This is a genomic window from Schaalia odontolytica, assembly GCF_031191545.1.
Classification (GTDB): domain Bacteria; phylum Actinomycetota; class Actinomycetes; order Actinomycetales; family Actinomycetaceae; genus Pauljensenia; species Pauljensenia odontolytica.
Genome location: NZ_CP133472.1, coordinates 1,483,516 through 1,500,427, shown reverse-complemented (window position 1 = coordinate 1,500,427; position 16,912 = coordinate 1,483,516). Strand labels below are relative to the sequence as shown.

Sequence of the window (16,912 nt, the reverse complement as noted above, 5' to 3'; positions counted from 1 at the left end):
AGTCTAGCGCTGCGGGCGTGCGGCGGCACGATGCCGGGGCGGGAACGCAGGTGCGTCCCGCCCCGGTTTGGCGTGTCATCGGCTCCGGATCAGGTATCCGGCTCCGCCTCCGGCGAGTGCCGCCGGGATGACGAGGAGAACGAGCCAGTAGGGGCTCCATCCACCCGAGCGGCCCAATTCCGCTGCCGCCGCGATGGGCACGTTTGCCGCAGCGTCGCTGGTGCCGATCGAGGGGCCAGCCGCATCTCCACTTTGGGCACCGCTCTGGGCGCCACTTTGGGGAGCGGCCGAGGGACTCGCGCTCGGGGTGGCGGAGGGCGCGGCCTTCGGTGCGGTCACCGGAGCGGAGCTGGTCGTTCCACTACTAACCCCGTTGCTGCGGGCGGACGGCGCACCGGTTGCTCCACTACCCGTCGCCGCGGGAGGTCCCGAGCGGGTGACGCCAGACGGGGCCTGCGTACCTGCGTTGCTCGCGGGTGCGGGCGCTGCGGGCGCTCGCACCGGTCCACCGCTGGGAGCGGGTGCCGGGAACGGACGAGGCAAGGGTGCGGGATTCGCGTTCGGTGCAGGTGCTGGCGCGGGCTCGGCACTCGGGGCCGGAGCGGGGTCCGTCGTCGGCGCGGGGAACGGCGTCGGCATGGGAGCGGGGTCCACGCTCGGTGTGGGCGCGGGTTCCTCGGTGGGCGCAGGTGTCGGGTCCACGCTCGGTGTGGGCGCGGGTTCCTCGGTGGGCGCAGGTGTCGGGTCCACGCTCGGTGTGGGCGCGGGTTCCTCGGTGGGCGCGGGCGTCGGCTCGGGTGCCGGGGTGGGGACCGGCTCGGGCGCAGGCGAGGGGCCGGGAGACGGGGTCGGTACGGGCTCTTCATCCGCCGGCGCGGGAGCCTCGTTGTGGTGTCCGGAGCGAACGATCACCGTGAAGGACTGCGGCTCCGTGAGCTGACGATCACCGCTGCGCGCACCAACCTCGATGCGGTAGGTGCCCGGCGCACTGAAGACCCAGTTGCCGTGCATGTGGGTCGCCTCGGTCGTGTGTACGACGCCGTCGCCCTTTGTCGAGTCGAAGTGGACCTTCGCGCCCGCGCCGAAGGTGCCTCCCTGGAAGAATGCTACTCGCGCGCCCTCGGGGGCCTGCGCCAGATGCAGGGTCAGGTCAGCGCCCTCGGGCAGGGCAGCGTAGTCGATGCCCTCCGTGGATAGGCCCGGCCACACGATGTCGCTCTTCTGCGTCTCCGGCAGCACGTATGTGGCGGTACCGACCGGGCCGAGCACGTCGTAGCTCGGGTCAGACAGAGACGCGGGGCGTACGAAGCGCGCGTTCGGGGCGACCCCGAGGGTCGTGGATCCAACGGTACGCAGCACGGAGGTGCGAGCGTTGGTCAGGGAGTCGTCCTTAACGGCCAGGCCGTAGGTAAGACCGTTGCCTGCGCTCGCCTGAGTAAGGCGCACATCCAGGTGTCCGCGCGCGATCTCCACGGGATCGCTCAGCAGGGACGAGGCCGGGTCCGGGGTCGTGTCGTTTCCGCCGTTATCGGGGGCGGGAGCAGGATCGGGAGTCGGCTGAGGAGCGGGTTCTGGCTCTTCGGGGGCGGCGATGCCGTCGCGCATCTTGAGCATCGCGGTGAGGCCCACGTGGGAACCGACGGTGACATCGGAGGCCTCGGCGACGGTCATGACCGCGTCGGAGAGGGGGTGCGGGCTCAGGGTGACGCGCATGTACATCGGATCCGACTGGCACACGCCGAGGTCCTGCGTCTTGGAGTCCATGCCTCCCGCGCCCAGGGTGCCTTCCATCGAACACCAGGGGCTGAAATCCCACTTGGATTCGAGGAACTCGATCTTGTAGGTGGCACGCAGGTTCGGATCGTTAGCTCGCACGGTGGCCGTGTACTGGTCGGTCGTGCCGGGCTTGAGGTCGTAGGAGACCTCGACGCGACGCGACGAGATCGGCAGGTGGTCCGGGTTCCACACGGGTGCGGGGTCCGGGTTGGAGGGGCCGAGGATCGTGTCTGTGCCGCCGACGGTGACGGGTTCGGTGTCCCGCTGTGAGTACTGAACGGTCTGCGAAATCCAGCGAGCCGAGGCAGAGTCGCTGGGGATGTAGATTGCCTGGACTGCCGCGGCATCTGCGCCGAGCAGCTCGGAGACGGTCGCGCGGCCGCCTTCGACGGCGACCTCGGTGAGGAAGTAGCCGTTGACGGTGATCCACGCACGACCCGTGTCAGTCGCGACGCCGGTGTCGATCGTGATGTCGGTCAGGTGATTGTCGCCGGGATGCTCACGCTCAGCGTGGTGGGACAGGGTGAGCGTGGGCGCCGCGGAGTTGCCGTCACCGCGCTCAGCGCGGGCACCGTTATAGGCGGACTCAATATCCTTGATGGTGCCGTCGGCGGGGTTCGCACCGCCGACCTGCCAGACCAACGGAGTGATCGGAGAGGAATAGATGGCACTCCCGTCGGCACTTCGCGCTGTCATTTTGTAGTTCGCGACGTAGCGACCCGGCTGCGTGAAGGTCGTGTACAGGTGCGTGTGGCGCGGATTGTAGACGCTGCGGTAGGCGGTGTCATGGCTGGAGAGGAAGCGGTTCACGCTGTCGCCGTTGTCGATAAACATCTCCATGCGGCCCGGACCGTCGACGCTGATGAGGTCAAGGGTGTAGGTCTCACCCTCGAACTTGTCGGTGTCGCCGATCTCGCCGGCACCAAGACCAGCCCAGATGGGCGTATTACCGGGGCCGGGGTTCTGAGGGGCGGCGTTGAGGACGGTGCCCTCGGCACCCAGGAACGCCAGGTCGGGGCGCTTCGCGGGGATGACGAGCTGCGACTTGGCCTCATCCTTGTCGCTCGTGCCGGTCCAGGCCTTGGGGATCCACAGCGCCGTCTTTTCCATCGGCAGGTTGATGGTGTTGAGGCTGAAGCTGTTGGTGTCGTCGTGCCAGACGGGAATGGGTGCATCAACGTGCTGTCCGGTAACGATCCAGTCCTTGTCCTGGTCGGGACCGGCCCACGCTGCGGCGGGGGTGAGGGCCAGGAAGAGGGCGAGCGCAGCCGTGCTGATGCGTCGCAGGTGTGACATTCGGGTGCCTTTTCTAGCTATGTTGCAGGTGAGAATCATTATCACTCTAAATAACCTCTCGCACAACTCACACGGACCAGGCATGTTTCACACACGTTTCACGCAGCCGCTCCCCTGACCCACCGATAGGCTCAAGGCCATGAGATTTGCGACCTGGAACGTTAACTCCATCCGAACGCGCGTCGACCGCGTCATCGCCTTCCTCGAACGCTCGGGTACGGACGTGCTGGCCATGCAGGAAATCAAATGTCGGCCCGACCAGTTCCCCATCGCCCCCTTCGAGGCGGCCGGATACCAGGTCGCCATCCACGGACTCAACCAGTGGAACGGCGTCGCCGTGGCCTCGCGACTGCCGATTGTGGAGACTCAGGACCACTTCCTCACCCAGCCCGCGTTCGGCGAGCCGCCGGTGATCGAGGCCCGCGCGCTCGGCGTCACCGTCGACACGACTGAGGCCCTTCCCGCTCGGGACCAGCAGGCCTCGTCCATGACGATCTGGAGCCTGTACGTCCCCAACGGCCGCGAAGTCACGCACGCACACTACGCCTACAAGCTGGAGTGGCTCGCGAACCTTGCCGAGCAGGGGCGCAGCTGGCTGGCGGATCCAGCGGCACAGATCGCGCTCGTCGGCGACTGGAACGTCGCCCCCCTCGACGAGGACGTGTGGGACGTGGACGCCTTCGAGGGCGCCACGCATGTCTCGGCTCCCGAGCGCGAGGCCTTTGCCGCCTTCGCCGCGGACGGGTGGGTCGAGGTCACGCGCGAGCGCGTCACGAACTACACCTACTGGGACTACCAGAAGCTGCGCTTCCCCAAGAATGAGGGCATGCGCATCGACTTCGCCTACTGTTCACCGGCACTCGCAGCGCGCGTGAGCGCTGCGCACATTGACCGGGACGAGCGCAAGGGCAAGGGGGCCTCGGACCACGTTCCCGTCATCGTCGACGTCAACTGAGACAAAAGAGGCCGACACAACAAAGTCGGAATAGCTCGAGGCCTGGGCGCGCGCCCAGGCCTCGTTCACTGCCCATCAGGCATGCTCGCGCGCCAGGCGCAGCAGCTCCGAGTTGAGCGCCGACCAATTCTCGTGGTGCCACAGCCCAAAGGGCTCCGCTCCGACAAAAGCGGCGGCGGCTCCGAGATCACGATCCGCCCACACGAAGGAGCCGGATTGCCCGAAGTGACCGATCGTGCGCGGCGAAGCATCGGGCGCAGTCCAATGCGGAACCTTCTCACCACGGATTTCAAGACCGAGGCCCCAGGGACAGGGATTACACCGCCCATACCCGGGGACGACGCCAGCCAGCGCGGGAAACTGCGAGATGCCCGCGAGAGCCGCCAGAGGAGCGCTGACCAGCGTCGGGCACGCCAATTCGGCACCGAAAAGGCTGACATCCGAGGCACTGGCAACTCCCGAATGGGCTGGGCTACCCGGAACATCCGCGGCGCCCATGCCGAGCGGTTCGAAGACCTCCTGACGCACCCACTGGGCAACACTCACTCCGGTCGCTTGCGCGAGTACCTCGCCGAGAACATCGAAACCCTCGTTCGAGTAAATGCGACGCTTCTCGGGAGCGGCAACGGGGCCGCGCCCCTCAAAGGGCAGGCCCGAGGCATGGGCCAGAAGGTGACGAACCGTCGCCCCCTCGGGCCCCGCAGAATCATCCAGGGAGAGCAGGCCGCGGTCAACCGCGACCAGAAGCGACCAGGCGACGATCGGCTTCGTCACCGAGGCAAGCGGAAAGACGCGACCAACATCACCGTGTGAATAGACGACGTCGCCCCCGACACGAAGGACGAGGGCGACATCGAAAGACGGCAGCGGGCCGATCACGCGGTAGCCTCCGGGGCCGCACCAACCTCGGCGGCGGCGATGGTCTTTTCGCTGATCTTACGCAGCGTGCGGGCGTAGACCTCAGCAACTTCCTCGGGCACCGAGGCCCCGAGTTGGAGGATGTAGTGCGCGGGCAGGTGAAGGAGCTGCACGCACACGGCCAGGAAGTCCGAGACGAACTCGCGGGCATCGATCGGCTCGTCGTTGTAGCGAGCCGAAACGACGGAGCCATACCAGTAGCGGATGAGGATCTTCGCCAGGGTACGGGGCGTAGTGCCGATATTGGCACCCTCCTCGTCGACGAAGGTCTGGATCATCGTGGTGAGGGCTTCCTCCATCTGCTGGGTGCGGTACTTGTAGTGCTCGTGCGCAGGGTGCGCCTCAGAGGAGGACTCGGCCCACAGCACACAGTCGAGGGCAATGGCCGCGTCGGCACCGGGCTTCATGGCGAAGCGCATCTCTCCGACCGCCCAGTCAACAAACGAGCCGGCGGTGATGCCGCCCTCGTCGAAGCCGCCCTCAGTCTCCTCGTTAATGGTGACGTCGAAGAGGGCGTTCATCTCCTCGTGGCGCTGGATCGCACTGCGCAGGATCGCTTCCTTAGAAGGGAAGTGATAGACGACAGCGGGGTGTGAAATACCGACTCGACGGCCGAGGTCGCGCAGGGAGAAGCCGTTATAGCCTCGCTCTGCAATGAGAACCATCGCTGCCGAGAGGATGGATTCACGCGTCGCCTGTCCTACGGAGTAGGCGCCACGGGCCTTCCTCTGGGTTGTCATATCATCTCCTGATGTTGCGGGCACGATACACCGCGCCCGAAAAGCACACTGGTAGTCAGTGTACCGCGCAATCTCAGGGTTTATCAACATTCATGACAAGCCCGTCAAAGGAGTCATTAATGTCAACTGTCACATTGTGACCATCTTGAAGGCCTCCACCAAGAAGCAAAACCGCCAGTCGATCGCCAATCTCCCGCTGAATCAAGCGCCGCAACGGACGCGCGCCAAATGCGGGATCATACCCCAGGCGAGCGAGCCAGCCACGGGCCGGCTCGGTCACTGTCAAACCTATGCGACGCTCGCGCAGACGAGACTCCACGGACATGACGATCAAATCGACGATCTCTCCTAGATTTTCGCGGGTAAGAGGGTCAAACATGACCATCTCATCTAGCCTATTGAGGAACTCCGGACGGAAGGCGGCACGAACGACCGACATGACAGAGTCGCGCTTGCCCTCAGATGTCAAGTCCGGATCCGCCAGGAACTGCGAACCGAGGTTCGACGTGAGGATAAGGATGGTGTTTCGGAAGTCCACCGTCCGCCCCTGCCCATCTGTGAGACGTCCGTCATCCAGAACCTGCAGAAGAATGTCGAAGATCTCAGGGTCAGCCTTCTCGACTTCATCCAAAAGGACGACAGAGTATGGACGACGACGCACCGCTTCGGTTAGCTGACCGCCCTGCTCGTAGCCCACGTAGCCGGGAGGGGCACCGACGAGGCGCGCGACCGAGTGCTTTTCGGAGTATTCGGACATGTCGATACGCACCATCGCCCTCTCATCATCAAAGAGGAACTCCGCGAGCGCCTTGGCCAGCTCCGTCTTACCAACGCCTGTCGGCCCGAGGAAAAGAAAGGAACCGGTCGGACGGTTGGGATCAGACAAACCAGCTCGGGAGCGACGCACCGCGTCCGAGACTGCGCGCACGGCATCTTTCTGACCGATGAGGCGTTTTCCAAGTTCCTCCTCCATATGAAGGAGCTTGTCCGTCTCAGTTTGCAGGAGCTTACCCGTTGGAATTCCCGTCCACGCTTCGATTACCTCGGCGATTTCTGCGGGTCCCACCTTCTCAGCGATCATCGGCTCTTCGTCGCTGCGACCTTCCTGGGCCTCAGCCTGTTGTTCCGCCTCGACAATCTGGCGCTCGACAGCGGGGATCTCGCCATTCTGGAGGCGCCCGGCTTCTTCCCAGCGTCCCTCACGTACGGCCAGATCGAGCTGGGTGCGCAGCGTGTCGAGCTGGACGCGCAGGTCACCAACGCGATTGTGGCCTGCCTTCTCAGCCTCCCAGCGGGCCGTCAAAGCACGCAAGTTCTCCTCGCGGTCGGCAAGGTCCGCACGCAGTTTACTCAGCCGCTCCTGCGTAGCCTCGTCAAGGCCCTCTGGGTCTGACTCGGCAAGGTAGGACTCCTCCATGCGCAGACGGTCCACGCCACGACGCAGCTCGTCGATCTCCACCGGCGAGGAATCCAGCTCCATGCGCAGGCGGGACGCGGCCTCGTCAATCAGATCAATTGCCTTATCGGGCAGCTGTCGGCCGGAGATATAGCGATTCGACAGGGTGGCAGCGGCGACTAGAGCGCCGTCAGAGATCGTCACCTTGTGGTGGGCCTCGTACTTGGGGGCGATACCACGCAGGATCGCGACGGTATCCTCAACCGAAGGTTCGCCGACGAACACCTGCTGGAAGCGGCGCTCGAGCGCCGGGTCCTTTTCGATGTTCTCGCGATACTCGTCGAGAGTGGTCGCGCCTACCATGCGCAGCTCACCGCGGGCGAGCATGGGCTTGAGCATGTTGCCCGCATCCATCGCCCCCTCGGAGCCGCCGCCCGCACCGACGACCGTGTGCAGCTCGTCGATGAAGGTAATGATTTGACCGTCAGAGCGCGAGATCTCCGCGAGGACAGCCTTGAGGCGCTCTTCAAACTCGCCGCGATACTTCGCACCGGCAACCATCGAGGACACATCCAGGGAGACGAGACGCTTGTCACGCAAAGACTCGGGAACATCACCCGCGACAATGCGCTGAGCGAGACCTTCGACGACGGCAGTCTTGCCGACGCCGGGTTCACCGATCAGGACCGGGTTGTTCTTCGTGCGCCGGGAGAGGACCTGGACGACACGGCGGATCTCGTTGTCACGGCCAATAACCGGGTCAAGCTTTCCTTCGCGCGCAACCTCAGTGAGGTCACGGCCGTACTTGGACAGAGCCTCGAAAGAACCCTCAGGGTCAGCCGAGGTGATCGGGTCGGGGCGCAGCTGGGCGAGCGCCTGCGTGAGTGCGTCGGCCTCGACCCCGGCCTGCGTCAGGATGCGCCCCGCCTCGGTCTGCGAGGCAGCCAGCGCGATGAGTAGGTGCTCGGTCGAGACATACTGGTCGCCCGCAGCCTGAGCGCGCTCACCGGCGTCGCGAACGACCGCCAGCAGTGCGTTCGAGGGCTGGGCGCTGCCAGCGGACGCGCCCTGCGCGCTCGGGAGGGCCACGAGGGCATTGCGGGTACGCGCACCGATCGCGCGCGGGTCGGCACCAACTGCCCCAAGTAGGGACAGTGCGATGCCTTCACGCTGTTCAATCAGCGCTTCGAGCAGGTGAATGGGTTCCACCTGCGGATTAGCGGCCGCACCGGCGGCCTGGAGCGCAGAGGAGATGGCCTCCTGCGCCTTCGTTGTCATTTCACGTGCCATGAAATCACTCCTCAACATGTTCGTGTCTGGCGGCACCGAGCCCCTCGATGCCTTCTGACAGACACAACGAAGACAAACTTGAGTCTATTCCACTCAACTTCGATAAGGAGGAGGATCCAGTCAATTCTCCGGAAGCCAGGCGGGGCCATCGAAGCCGCGCTGATGGCCACCCGCAGGACCGGGGCCACCATCGCCATCAATGCCGTAACGCTCTTCAAGCGCACGGAAGAGTTGCAGGGTCGTAGCGAGCGCACACATCACCTGCTGCACGAGCTGCGCATCGGTCGCACCATACTCGTAATCGGCATTCACTTCGGCAACGACGCGGTCACCGCCCTCTTGATCCACCACGTGGGCCTTCGGCCAGAGATACTCCCCGTGCCAAGCCTGAAGGAAGTCGCGCAGATCCTCCCCGAACTCAATCGGGACGAGGTTCTTTAAGAAGGCAACAATCGACAAAACCTCGCGCGAGTCACCGAGGAAGCGGAAGCAGAACAGATGCCCATCCCAGAACCCGCACAGATCCCCATCGCTGTCGATACGCCAGGCCCATCCCTCAGAGTCGAAAAGGAGCCCCAAGCGCTCCTGCGTAATGGGACGAACCATATCGAAACGATTGGCCTCAAACTCCGAGTTACCCGTGACAATTCCTTCCGAAGGTTCCGCGTTGCTACCCTCCCATTGTTCCATATCAGAGGCGGTATCGTCTGGCAGATCGTGGCGACGAGGCACCTCCTCGCCGCCGGTTCCCCCGTCAGCATCCGCCCACCATAGCCAGCCCATAATGATCCCCTATTCGCGCAGATATTCATTGACGCGCCACCGCGTCGCTACCGAGGGGCCGGAAGCGCGCCGACCGCCCCTCACAGCGTTCTGCATATGCACAGCCATCGACACCTCCTACGCTCGCCTCATCGTGATACCAGCACGTGTCTTGGTAACTTCACAGTAGCGCAGAAACCGCGAAAAACCAACGCCCATGAGGATCTGAGGTGCCCGATGGCCAACGAGAACAGAAAGGCGAAAGACCATCGTCGCAGCTCATCAGGCCAGCCTCGCACAACGGCTAGATCATTGTATTGTTGCTCACATTTATTCCTAGCCCTTGCATAACCGCAAACATTCCACTAAATAGGGCCATCCGCTTCGTCCATCTTGACCTCTCCCGTAGCGGACACCCCCTGAGCGGCAACTGGGAGCACCGGCAGGGCGGGGAGCGGACGAGACTTCGTAGTGCGCGTCACCAGCCACCGCAGCGCCCACTCGGCGGGACCGCGAGCGGACCCCACGGCCTCGGCAATGACACAACCAAGGCCGATCGCCGACCAGACCCCCAGAGCAATGAGGCCGGACACCGCGACCCCCAACGAACGCACGCCACACGCACCAAGCACGCTGAAGATGGAGATGAAAAGCACCGTCTGCGCCAGGTAAGCGGTCATCGAGCGGCGTCCGATCGCACTCAGGAAGGAACAGACGGTCCCCAGCTTCTCACGCGGCCCGCCGCCCACGAGCGCGAGCAACGCGAGCCATCCGCACGCCCCCAACACACCCGAGGCATGAAACAACGGGTACGACCACACGGCCGACCCCTCGAACGCCCAATCCAGCTGCATGAGCACGAAGGGAAGCCCTCCGAGGACACCCAACCCCAGGCCGCCGGCGGCCACGCAGGCCAGGATCAGCCGGTGCCCACGCGGATCCTGCAGGACGCCCCATCGGGCGACACCCACGCCGATCATGACGCACGGAACAACAAGGGACATCAAAACCGTGCCGATGGTTGCTCCCAGCCAGGACCCGAGGGACACCAACGGGTAGAACACCGTCAGCGTCGACGGGCCACGATACTCCAGCACCATGGGAGTCCCACCCAGCATCATCCCCATCGACCAGAGCCCAAGCAAGCTCAGCGCAGCAAAGAGAAGACCTACCAAAACGCGCGGCCACACGCGCTTCACGACAACAACTTCAGCGAAGAGCACCGCGACAAGACCATACGTTCCGATGATGTCGCCCGCGAAGAACAGGCCATGCACAGCACCAAAAACCAGCATCCACAAGCCGCGGCGGCGGATCAGGGCTGATGCGGATGCACGCGCACGTCGCTCAGCATTCTCATTAAAGATCTGCCACTGGATAGGCTGCCAATCAGCGCTCAGGTCGGCGGGAAGGGCATCCAGCGCATAGCGTCGCTCACGCTCGATCGTTCGCGAGGCCATGATCGCCATGCCGAATCCAAACAGGATCGAAAAGAGCGGATAGGCCCTGCGATCGACGAACAGGTTTCGCGCGACATACCACCACTGGTCCGCCTGATTCATGGCAGCGAGTGCGTCATGCCCAGCCTGAGGCGCATCCGGGAAATAGGTGATCCAGAACGGAACGTTGGCGAGTGCAATGAGCGCGAGCATGAAGCCGCGCGCGACATCAGGAGCGGGGAAGCGCAGCTGCCGCACTCCCGTGAAAGATAGGGTGTGCATAGTTTCCTCTCGCGTGGTGGTTTGGATGCAACGAAGGGGCGACGCCGGAGTTGCTCCGAGGCCCCGCCCCTTCACATGCGCGACGGGTCAGCCAATAGCCGACATCATCGCCTGCTGACGAATCTCTCGTCGCCTGCCGTTAGCTTTCACCACCAGCACGATGCCGATAATCATGATGATCGTGCCGCTGACGCCAATGACCGAGGACCAAATCAGGCCGTTCGTGCTGGACTTGGTAATGTCACCGGCGCTGACATCCATGCCCGAAATTTCCGCTCCTGCGGGAAGGCCCTCACAGTCGACGCGGTAGGCACCGGCCGGCAGATCGGTGGCCGTGTAGTAGTTCTTGGCACCGGCAAACGTGTGCATGTCGTAGACGTCGCCGTTAGTGTCCGTCATGGTGCACGACGTCGCCTCACCCTTGGAGAAGAGGACCGTGTACTGTCCGTTGGCTCCAACCTCGACGGTCCCGCCATTCTTGATGTTGACAGCATTAATATCCTCGGGCATATCGGTATTCAGGCCTGAGAAAGCGACCACAGCAAAGACGATCGGGGCGACGATCAGCATCATGAGCAGGCCGACAACGATCATGATCGTGCCCGGTGCTCGGCTGGGCAGGTTCATGGGGGGCATGACCGCGGGACCGGCATAACCGGCACCCGGATAGCCACCCTGGGCGGGCATGGCGCCATTCGCGCCACCCTGCCCGTACTGCGGCCAGGGCGTAGCCTGCTCGCCGGGCACACCGTAGGGCCTGGGGTTCGACATAGGAGAGCCTTCCTGAGGGGACTTTCTTTCAGCATACCAACGCGACCACCGAGGTGAACAGCAGGTCGCACAGGACCGATTACTACGATACCTCCGATCGCACGACCGGCACCCCAGCGAGGGTCGATTCCTGGGCGAGAGCAAAGGGGACGAGGCCCGAGAAACTGCCCGGACCTCGTCCCCTTATCGCGCATTGCGTCAGCGCACAGCCGACATCATGGCTTCCTGCGTCATGCGGCGACGCTTGCCGTTGACCTTCACCAGGAGCACGATTCCGACGATCAAAACAACCAGACCGGCGACTCCGACGCCACTGCCCCACAGCAGGGGGGCGAACACGACCTTCGTCATGACCTCCGGCGTCGTGTTGTATCCCGTGATGGACTCGCTGGCTGAGATTCCATCACAGTCGAGCTTATATTCGCCGGCGGGCACATCCGATGCGAGGTACGCGTCGTCGTGCCCGTCATAGGGTTCCAGCTTGTAGACCTCGTCGTCACGGCCGATGAGCGAACACTCGGGATCCTTGCCACCGGTGCCCCAGACCATGTAATGTCCATCCGCGGTCACGGTCACGATGTCCCCATTTTCCTTGGTGCCGCCTTCGACGGATTGCCCGGGGGCACCGGTCGCGCCAGTAATAACCATTGCGAGGACGACGATCGGCGCAACGATGATCATGAGCACGATGCCAAGGATGATCGTGGTGACGGCACCTCCACGGCCGGGCAGCTTCGGCATAGCAACCGGGGCGGGGACACCGTAGGGGCTTCCCGCGTAGCCCTGGGGGGCAGGATTGACAGCGCCGGATCCTGCGGCGGGCGATGATGCGTTGGGTTCACCCACGGGAGTGTGAGAGGAGGTTGACATGTCCGTTCCTTTCTAACAACTACTCTGCACGAACAGAATCACGGAGCGCGCAACGATGAGATCGTGCCAACATAGCACACCGCCGCCCCGTTCGTGGGATCAGCAGTGATCGATCGAGGCCTCGGCGGTGCGCCGAGCCTGACGATCGAGCGCGCGTCAGGTCGCAGCGATGGCAGCCAGGCGCTGCGCACGCAGCTGAGCGACACCCGGGACCTCGAGCGGCTCGAGCGTCGCACCGGTCGCGCGTTCCAGCAGCAGGTCCGCCAGCTCGGGATTGCGGGCGAGGGCGGGGCCATGCATGTAGGTCGCGATGACGGATCCTTGGACGACACCGTCGTGACGAAGCTCCGGAGCCTCCTGCCCCTGGGGAACGCCGTTCCCGACGCCGGCCACGACGCGGCCGAGAGGGGAGGCATCGGGGCCGAGGACGGTGCCGCCACCGTGATTCTCGAAGCCGGTGAGCGTCTGCATGAGCCCGTCGACGAGCGGCTCACACACCAGTTCACCGATCGCTCGATGTCCCTGGGGGCGCGTCGTGATGTCAAGGACTCCCATGCCGGGAACGCGCGTGCCGCGAGCATCCTCATACCAGTGGCCGAGAACCTGCAGGGAGGCACAGATCGCGAGGAGCGGGCGCCCGGCGTCGAGCGCCCGAGACAGACCAGAAGTACCCCGGAACTTGTCTGCGGCGAGCGCCTGGGCGGTATCCTCGCCACCGCCGAGCGTATAGATATCAAGGCTGTCAGGGATCTCCTCGGTCAACCCGACGCACACGACCTCGGCGTCGATGCCGCGCCTGCGGGCGCGCTCGGCCAGAATCAGCGCATTACCGCTGTCACCGTAGGTACCCAACACCTCGGGCATGAGGACGCCGATTCGCAGCGTGGAGACGCTCATCGCGTGCCCTCCTTTCGATCGAGCAAGACCTTGAAGTCGCGCATGGCCGTGTAGTTCAGGAGCATCTCTACGCGGCCGGGTTCACACACGGCCAGGGCATCCATGGGCAGGGGGACGAGGTCGCAGTGTATCCCAGCGTATTCGAGGCGCACGGCGAGGTCGGCTCCGCGTTCGCCGCAGGCGACGACTCGTCGGCCGGGACGCTTGACTCCCGAGAAGTCGACGTCCCAGAGCCAGGAGAGGTCCTGCCCGTCGGGCACCTGCCCGTTCACACCAATGACGACCTGGTCGACGCGCGGGTCGATCATCGTCATGGCCTCCTGCCATCCGGCGGGGTTCTTGGCGAGCATGAGGCGCGCGCTGCGGCCGTTCACGTCATGAACGGAGTAGCGGCCAGCAACCTCGGTGACGCTACTGACGGCGGAGGCGGCCGCCGCGGGGTCAATACCCATCGCCACTGCTGCGGCGACTGCCTGAGCCGCGTTGCCGAGGTTGGCTCGCCCGGGAAGCTTCAGCTCAAGGGGGACGCTCACGCCCTGCGGCCCACGCAACGTCGCGCGCGGTCCTTCGGGTGCCAGCTCGACTTCCTCGAGCCACCACTGCGGCTGAGGACGGCTGCTGAGCTCGGGAAGCGGCTCACCGTCGAACGCGGGAATGAGGTGCCAGTCCTCGCCGGAGCGAACGACGCGACCGCCGCGCGGGTAGGCAGCGGAGTCACCGCCCCAACCGGCACCCGCAGCCACCCAGACGACGTTCGGGTTGTCGGCTGCAGCGGAGACAATGAGGGGGTCATCGCAGTTGGCGACGACGACGGCATCCGGGTGGGCGGCAGCACCGTCGCGCAGGCGGCGCTCGACGGATCCGATTTCGCCGACTCGGTCCAGCTGATCACGAGAGAGATTCAGGTAGACGAACACCGAGGGGTTAACGTCTGCGGCGACGGCCGGCACGTGCATCTCGTCGACCTCCAGGACGGCTCGCGTCGCGTCCTTACCCTGCATGAGAGCCGTGATGATACCCGACGTCATGTTGTCGCCGTTGATGTTCGAGGCGACGGGCCCAGCGCTTTCAAGGGCGGCTCGCACCATGCGAGTCGTCGTCGATTTGCCGTTAGTCCCGGTCACGACGGCGGAGGAGTAGGAGGCGGCCAGCTCCGCGAGGAACTTCGGTGAAATGCGCAGGGCGACCTCACCACCGATCATTCCGCCGGATCCACGCCCAAGCGCTCGGGAGGCGAAGCGGGCGGCGCCACCGGCAGCCTGAGCCACCCGGGAGCGCACCGACAGGTGATGCGAAGAATTCGTCATGCGTCCACGTTAACGCATGCGGGGCTTCGGCCGCGTCGCCGACGCTTGCCAACCACCTGAATCGGGACGAGGCGGACGGTCGTAGAGCGCACGACTTTCTTCCCTCGACACGCTGATATACCCCCGACCGACGCAGATAGTTACGTATTGCATAGCGACGTTACCCACGCCATTTTCGCGTCACGGTATCGATACGTCTCACCGGTCAGTTCCCCTCACTGGCCGACCCGATAACACCTCCCCCACAGCCCGATACATGAGCAATTTCAAGGAAAACACTCACCTATCGACAAAGTTGCAGGTCAGAGGGCATTTCCAAAAGAGAGGCAGCGAATCTAGCGCACATATTTCACACACCCTCTGCACGTTTGTGCCAAGCGACGCACACCCCAACAATCGACTATCGAAACCAGCCGTGACCTGGTAAAACTATTCTCAGCAGGCTCAAGCCTGTCGCCTGTTCCAGGCTTCGGTCGAGGATCCTGTGTGCCCCCGGATCTTCGATCGAATTACGCTGCGGGACCCATCCGTTGGATGGGTCCCGCAGTCCTGTTATCTGGCTATGCTCAGCGCCGAGAGACGATCGTGCCCTCGATGACGGCACTGATGCCGCCGCGCCGACTAGGAAGGGCAGCGAGTGCCCGCGTCTCAGCTTGTGACGAAGCGAGCGCCGCGAGCGCACGCATCGGGTTCCATACCGTGAGGGAGCCGCCGGATGACGACCCGCCGGCCTCGGCTCGATCCCGCGAGCGCTGACCACGGCGCAGGGGCATGACCTGACCGTCCGCGGATGCCGCGAACACGCGGTTACGTTTCGCTTCAGCATCCGTCACCGCGGCACGCAGGGCGTCGCGCTCCTCTTCCAAGGCCTCGACGCGCCGCTCAAGTTCGAGGATGCGCCGGATACCCGCCAGGTTGATGCCCTCCTCCTGACTCATGCGCTGCACGTCGCGCAGGCGCTGGACGTCGCGCTTCGTGTAGCGGCGCCCCCTCCCCTTGGTACGGGCGGGGATCACGAGCCCGAGGCGGTCGTACTGACGCAGGGTCTGTGGGTGCATCCCGGCCAGCTCGGCCGCGACCGAGATGACGAAGGTGATTGCCTCATCGGGACCCGTCGTTGCCATGGCTTACTCCTGTGCGGCCGTCGACAGGGATGCGCGCACGTCGAGGTCACCCTCGGCCTTCGCCATCTCCTTCGCGAGCTTCTTCAGGTCGCGGCCCGGCTTGGCGGGCACCTGGATAGCCACGCGCGCAATCAGGTCACCGGTCCCCTTCGAGGACTTCACTCCCCCGCCACGCACACGAATCTCAGCGCCCGAGGAAGACCCCGCAGGTACCTTCACAGTGGCCTTGTTCCCGTCGATCATGGGCACCTCGACGGCTGCGCCGAGGATCGCCTCAGACACGGTGACTGGAAGGGCGACGACCAGGTCATCACCCTCGCGCGAGAACACGGGGTGCGGCTTGACGGTCACAGCGACCTCAAGGTCACCCGCGGGACCGCCGTTGCTGCCCGGCTTGCCATGCCCCTTGACGCGAACCTTCTGTCCATCTTTGATTCCCGCGGGAATGCGGACCTTGATCGGCGATCCTCCAACCTTAATGGTCAGGGTCGCGCCACTCAGGGCCTGGCGCAAGGAAATAGACAGCTTGGCACGCACGGTGGCACCCTTTTCGGGAGCGGGAGCGGCATGCTGGGCACGACCGGCTCCGCCGAAGGACGAGCCGTAGGGGTCTGCACCGAAACGCGCTCCGCCACCACCGAAGAGGCCGGACAGGATGTCCTCGAAGCCCCCACCTCCGCCGGGCATACCGGAGGTCTGGAAGCGCACGTTTGGGCCGCCGCCCCCGAAGCCCCCACCGGCGCCGCCGAAGGCACCGAAGAGGTCTTCAAAGCCGCCCGCCCCACCAGATCCGGCGGAGAAGCGCGCCCCACCGCCTGCCATCGCGCGGATCGCGTCGTAACGCTTGCGGTCCGCGTCGTTGGATAGGACGGCGTAGGCCTCGCCAATCTCCTTGAACTTGGCCTCAGCGGCCTTGTCGCCCGGGTTCTGATCCGGGTGCCACTGCCGCGCCAGCTTGCGGTACGCCTTGGTGATCGCCTTCTTGTCCGCCGCCTTGTCAACTCCGAGGACCTTGTAGAAGTCCTTGGAGAACCACTCTTGTTCACTCACGCGCGTATCACCTCTCTTTCAGTCACGAACGCACAATTG

The 16,912-nt window shown here is 64.5% G+C and carries 13 protein-coding genes; 1 reads left to right on the top strand and 12 read right to left on the bottom strand.

Annotation, left to right across the window (positions count from 1 at the left end):
• Positions 1 to 75: 75 nt before the first annotated feature.
• Entirely contained in the window at positions 76 to 3,072 is a 2,997-nt protein-coding gene (locus RDV55_RS06350; protein ID WP_111824450.1) for a choice-of-anchor M domain-containing protein, read from the bottom strand.
• A 139-nt stretch (positions 3,073 to 3,211) separates the two neighbouring features.
• On the opposite strand from RDV55_RS06350, the gene RDV55_RS06345 reads away from it, so the two are divergent.
• Entirely contained in the window at positions 3,212 to 4,027 is an 816-nt protein-coding gene (locus tag RDV55_RS06345; RefSeq protein ID WP_111824449.1) for an exodeoxyribonuclease III, read from the top strand.
• A 75-nt stretch (positions 4,028 to 4,102) separates the two neighbouring features.
• On the opposite strand, the gene RDV55_RS06340 is transcribed toward RDV55_RS06345, so the two are convergent.
• From RDV55_RS06340 to RDV55_RS06290, 11 genes are all read right to left on the bottom strand, one after another.
• Positions 4,103 to 4,906: a serine hydrolase domain-containing protein gene (locus RDV55_RS06340; protein WP_111824448.1), complete on the bottom strand. Its 804-nt coding sequence runs from the start codon at positions 4,904 to 4,906 to the stop codon at positions 4,103 to 4,105.
• Positions 4,903 to 5,685 (bottom strand): TetR/AcrR family transcriptional regulator, encoded by a 783-nt coding sequence (locus RDV55_RS06335; RefSeq protein WP_111824447.1) that lies wholly within the window; start codon positions 5,683 to 5,685, stop codon positions 4,903 to 4,905. Before RDV55_RS06335 ends, RDV55_RS06340 begins: the two co-directional genes overlap by 4 nt.
• A 73-nt stretch (positions 5,686 to 5,758) precedes the next feature.
• Positions 5,759 to 8,371 (bottom strand): ATP-dependent chaperone ClpB, encoded by a 2,613-nt coding sequence (clpB, locus tag RDV55_RS06330; protein ID WP_309187868.1) that lies wholly within the window; start codon positions 8,369 to 8,371, stop codon positions 5,759 to 5,761.
• Between the two features lie 120 nt (positions 8,372 to 8,491).
• On the bottom strand, positions 8,492 to 9,154 hold the full coding sequence (locus tag RDV55_RS06325) for a type III secretion system chaperone family protein (RefSeq protein WP_111823501.1): 663 nt from the start codon (positions 9,152 to 9,154) through the stop codon (positions 8,492 to 8,494).
• A 344-nt stretch (positions 9,155 to 9,498) separates the two neighbouring features.
• Positions 9,499 to 10,854: a DUF418 domain-containing protein gene (locus RDV55_RS06320; RefSeq protein WP_111823500.1), complete on the bottom strand. Its 1,356-nt coding sequence runs from the start codon at positions 10,852 to 10,854 to the stop codon at positions 9,499 to 9,501.
• A gap of 87 nt (positions 10,855 to 10,941) precedes the next feature.
• Positions 10,942 to 11,625: a hypothetical protein gene (locus RDV55_RS06315; RefSeq protein WP_111823499.1), complete on the bottom strand. Its 684-nt coding sequence runs from the start codon at positions 11,623 to 11,625 to the stop codon at positions 10,942 to 10,944.
• A gap of 198 nt (positions 11,626 to 11,823) precedes the next feature.
• Entirely contained in the window at positions 11,824 to 12,495 is a 672-nt protein-coding gene (locus tag RDV55_RS06310; protein ID WP_111823498.1) for a hypothetical protein, read from the bottom strand.
• Positions 12,496 to 12,651: 156 nt separating this feature from the next.
• Positions 12,652 to 13,392: a type 1 glutamine amidotransferase gene (locus RDV55_RS06305; RefSeq protein WP_111823497.1), complete on the bottom strand. Its 741-nt coding sequence runs from the start codon at positions 13,390 to 13,392 to the stop codon at positions 12,652 to 12,654.
• Entirely contained in the window at positions 13,389 to 14,699 is a 1,311-nt protein-coding gene (locus RDV55_RS06300) for a Mur ligase family protein (RefSeq protein ID WP_174703807.1), read from the bottom strand. Before RDV55_RS06300 ends, RDV55_RS06305 begins: the two co-directional genes overlap by 4 nt.
• 566 nt (positions 14,700 to 15,265) lie before the next feature.
• Positions 15,266 to 15,823, bottom strand: coding sequence for a heat shock protein transcriptional repressor HspR (locus RDV55_RS06295; protein WP_111823496.1), 558 nt, complete (start codon positions 15,821 to 15,823; stop codon positions 15,266 to 15,268).
• 3 nt (positions 15,824 to 15,826) lie between these two features.
• Positions 15,827 to 16,873, bottom strand: coding sequence for a DnaJ C-terminal domain-containing protein (locus RDV55_RS06290; RefSeq protein WP_111823495.1), 1,047 nt, complete (start codon positions 16,871 to 16,873; stop codon positions 15,827 to 15,829).
• Positions 16,874 to 16,912: the final 39 nt, after the last annotated feature.

Excerpts from the sequence above, each read along its gene's own strand:
- RDV55_RS06315 (WP_111823499.1), bottom strand. The coding sequence starts at position 11,625 with ATGTCGAACCCCAGGCCCTACGGTGTGCCCGGCGAGCAGGCTACGCCC.
- RDV55_RS06325 (WP_111823501.1), bottom strand. The coding sequence starts at position 9,154 with ATGGGCTGGCTATGGTGGGCGGATGCTGACGGGGGAACCGGCGGCGAG.
- clpB (WP_309187868.1), bottom strand. The coding sequence starts at position 8,371 with ATGGCACGTGAAATGACAACGAAGGCGCAGGAGGCCATCTCCTCTGCG.
- RDV55_RS06300 (WP_174703807.1), bottom strand. The coding sequence starts at position 14,699 with ATGACGAATTCTTCGCATCACCTGTCGGTGCGCTCCCGGGTGGCTCAG.
- RDV55_RS06335 (WP_111824447.1), bottom strand. The coding sequence starts at position 5,685 with ATGACAACCCAGAGGAAGGCCCGTGGCGCCTACTCCGTAGGACAGGCG.
- RDV55_RS06305 (WP_111823497.1), bottom strand. The coding sequence starts at position 13,392 with ATGAGCGTCTCCACGCTGCGAATCGGCGTCCTCATGCCCGAGGTGTTG.
- RDV55_RS06350 (WP_111824450.1), bottom strand. The coding sequence starts at position 3,072 with ATGTCACACCTGCGACGCATCAGCACGGCTGCGCTCGCCCTCTTCCTG.
- RDV55_RS06320 (WP_111823500.1), bottom strand. The coding sequence starts at position 10,854 with ATGCACACCCTATCTTTCACGGGAGTGCGGCAGCTGCGCTTCCCCGCT.
- RDV55_RS06345 (WP_111824449.1), top strand. The coding sequence starts at position 3,212 with ATGAGATTTGCGACCTGGAACGTTAACTCCATCCGAACGCGCGTCGAC.
- RDV55_RS06295 (WP_111823496.1), bottom strand. The coding sequence starts at position 15,823 with ATGGCAACGACGGGTCCCGATGAGGCAATCACCTTCGTCATCTCGGTC.
- RDV55_RS06310 (WP_111823498.1), bottom strand. The coding sequence starts at position 12,495 with ATGTCAACCTCCTCTCACACTCCCGTGGGTGAACCCAACGCATCATCG.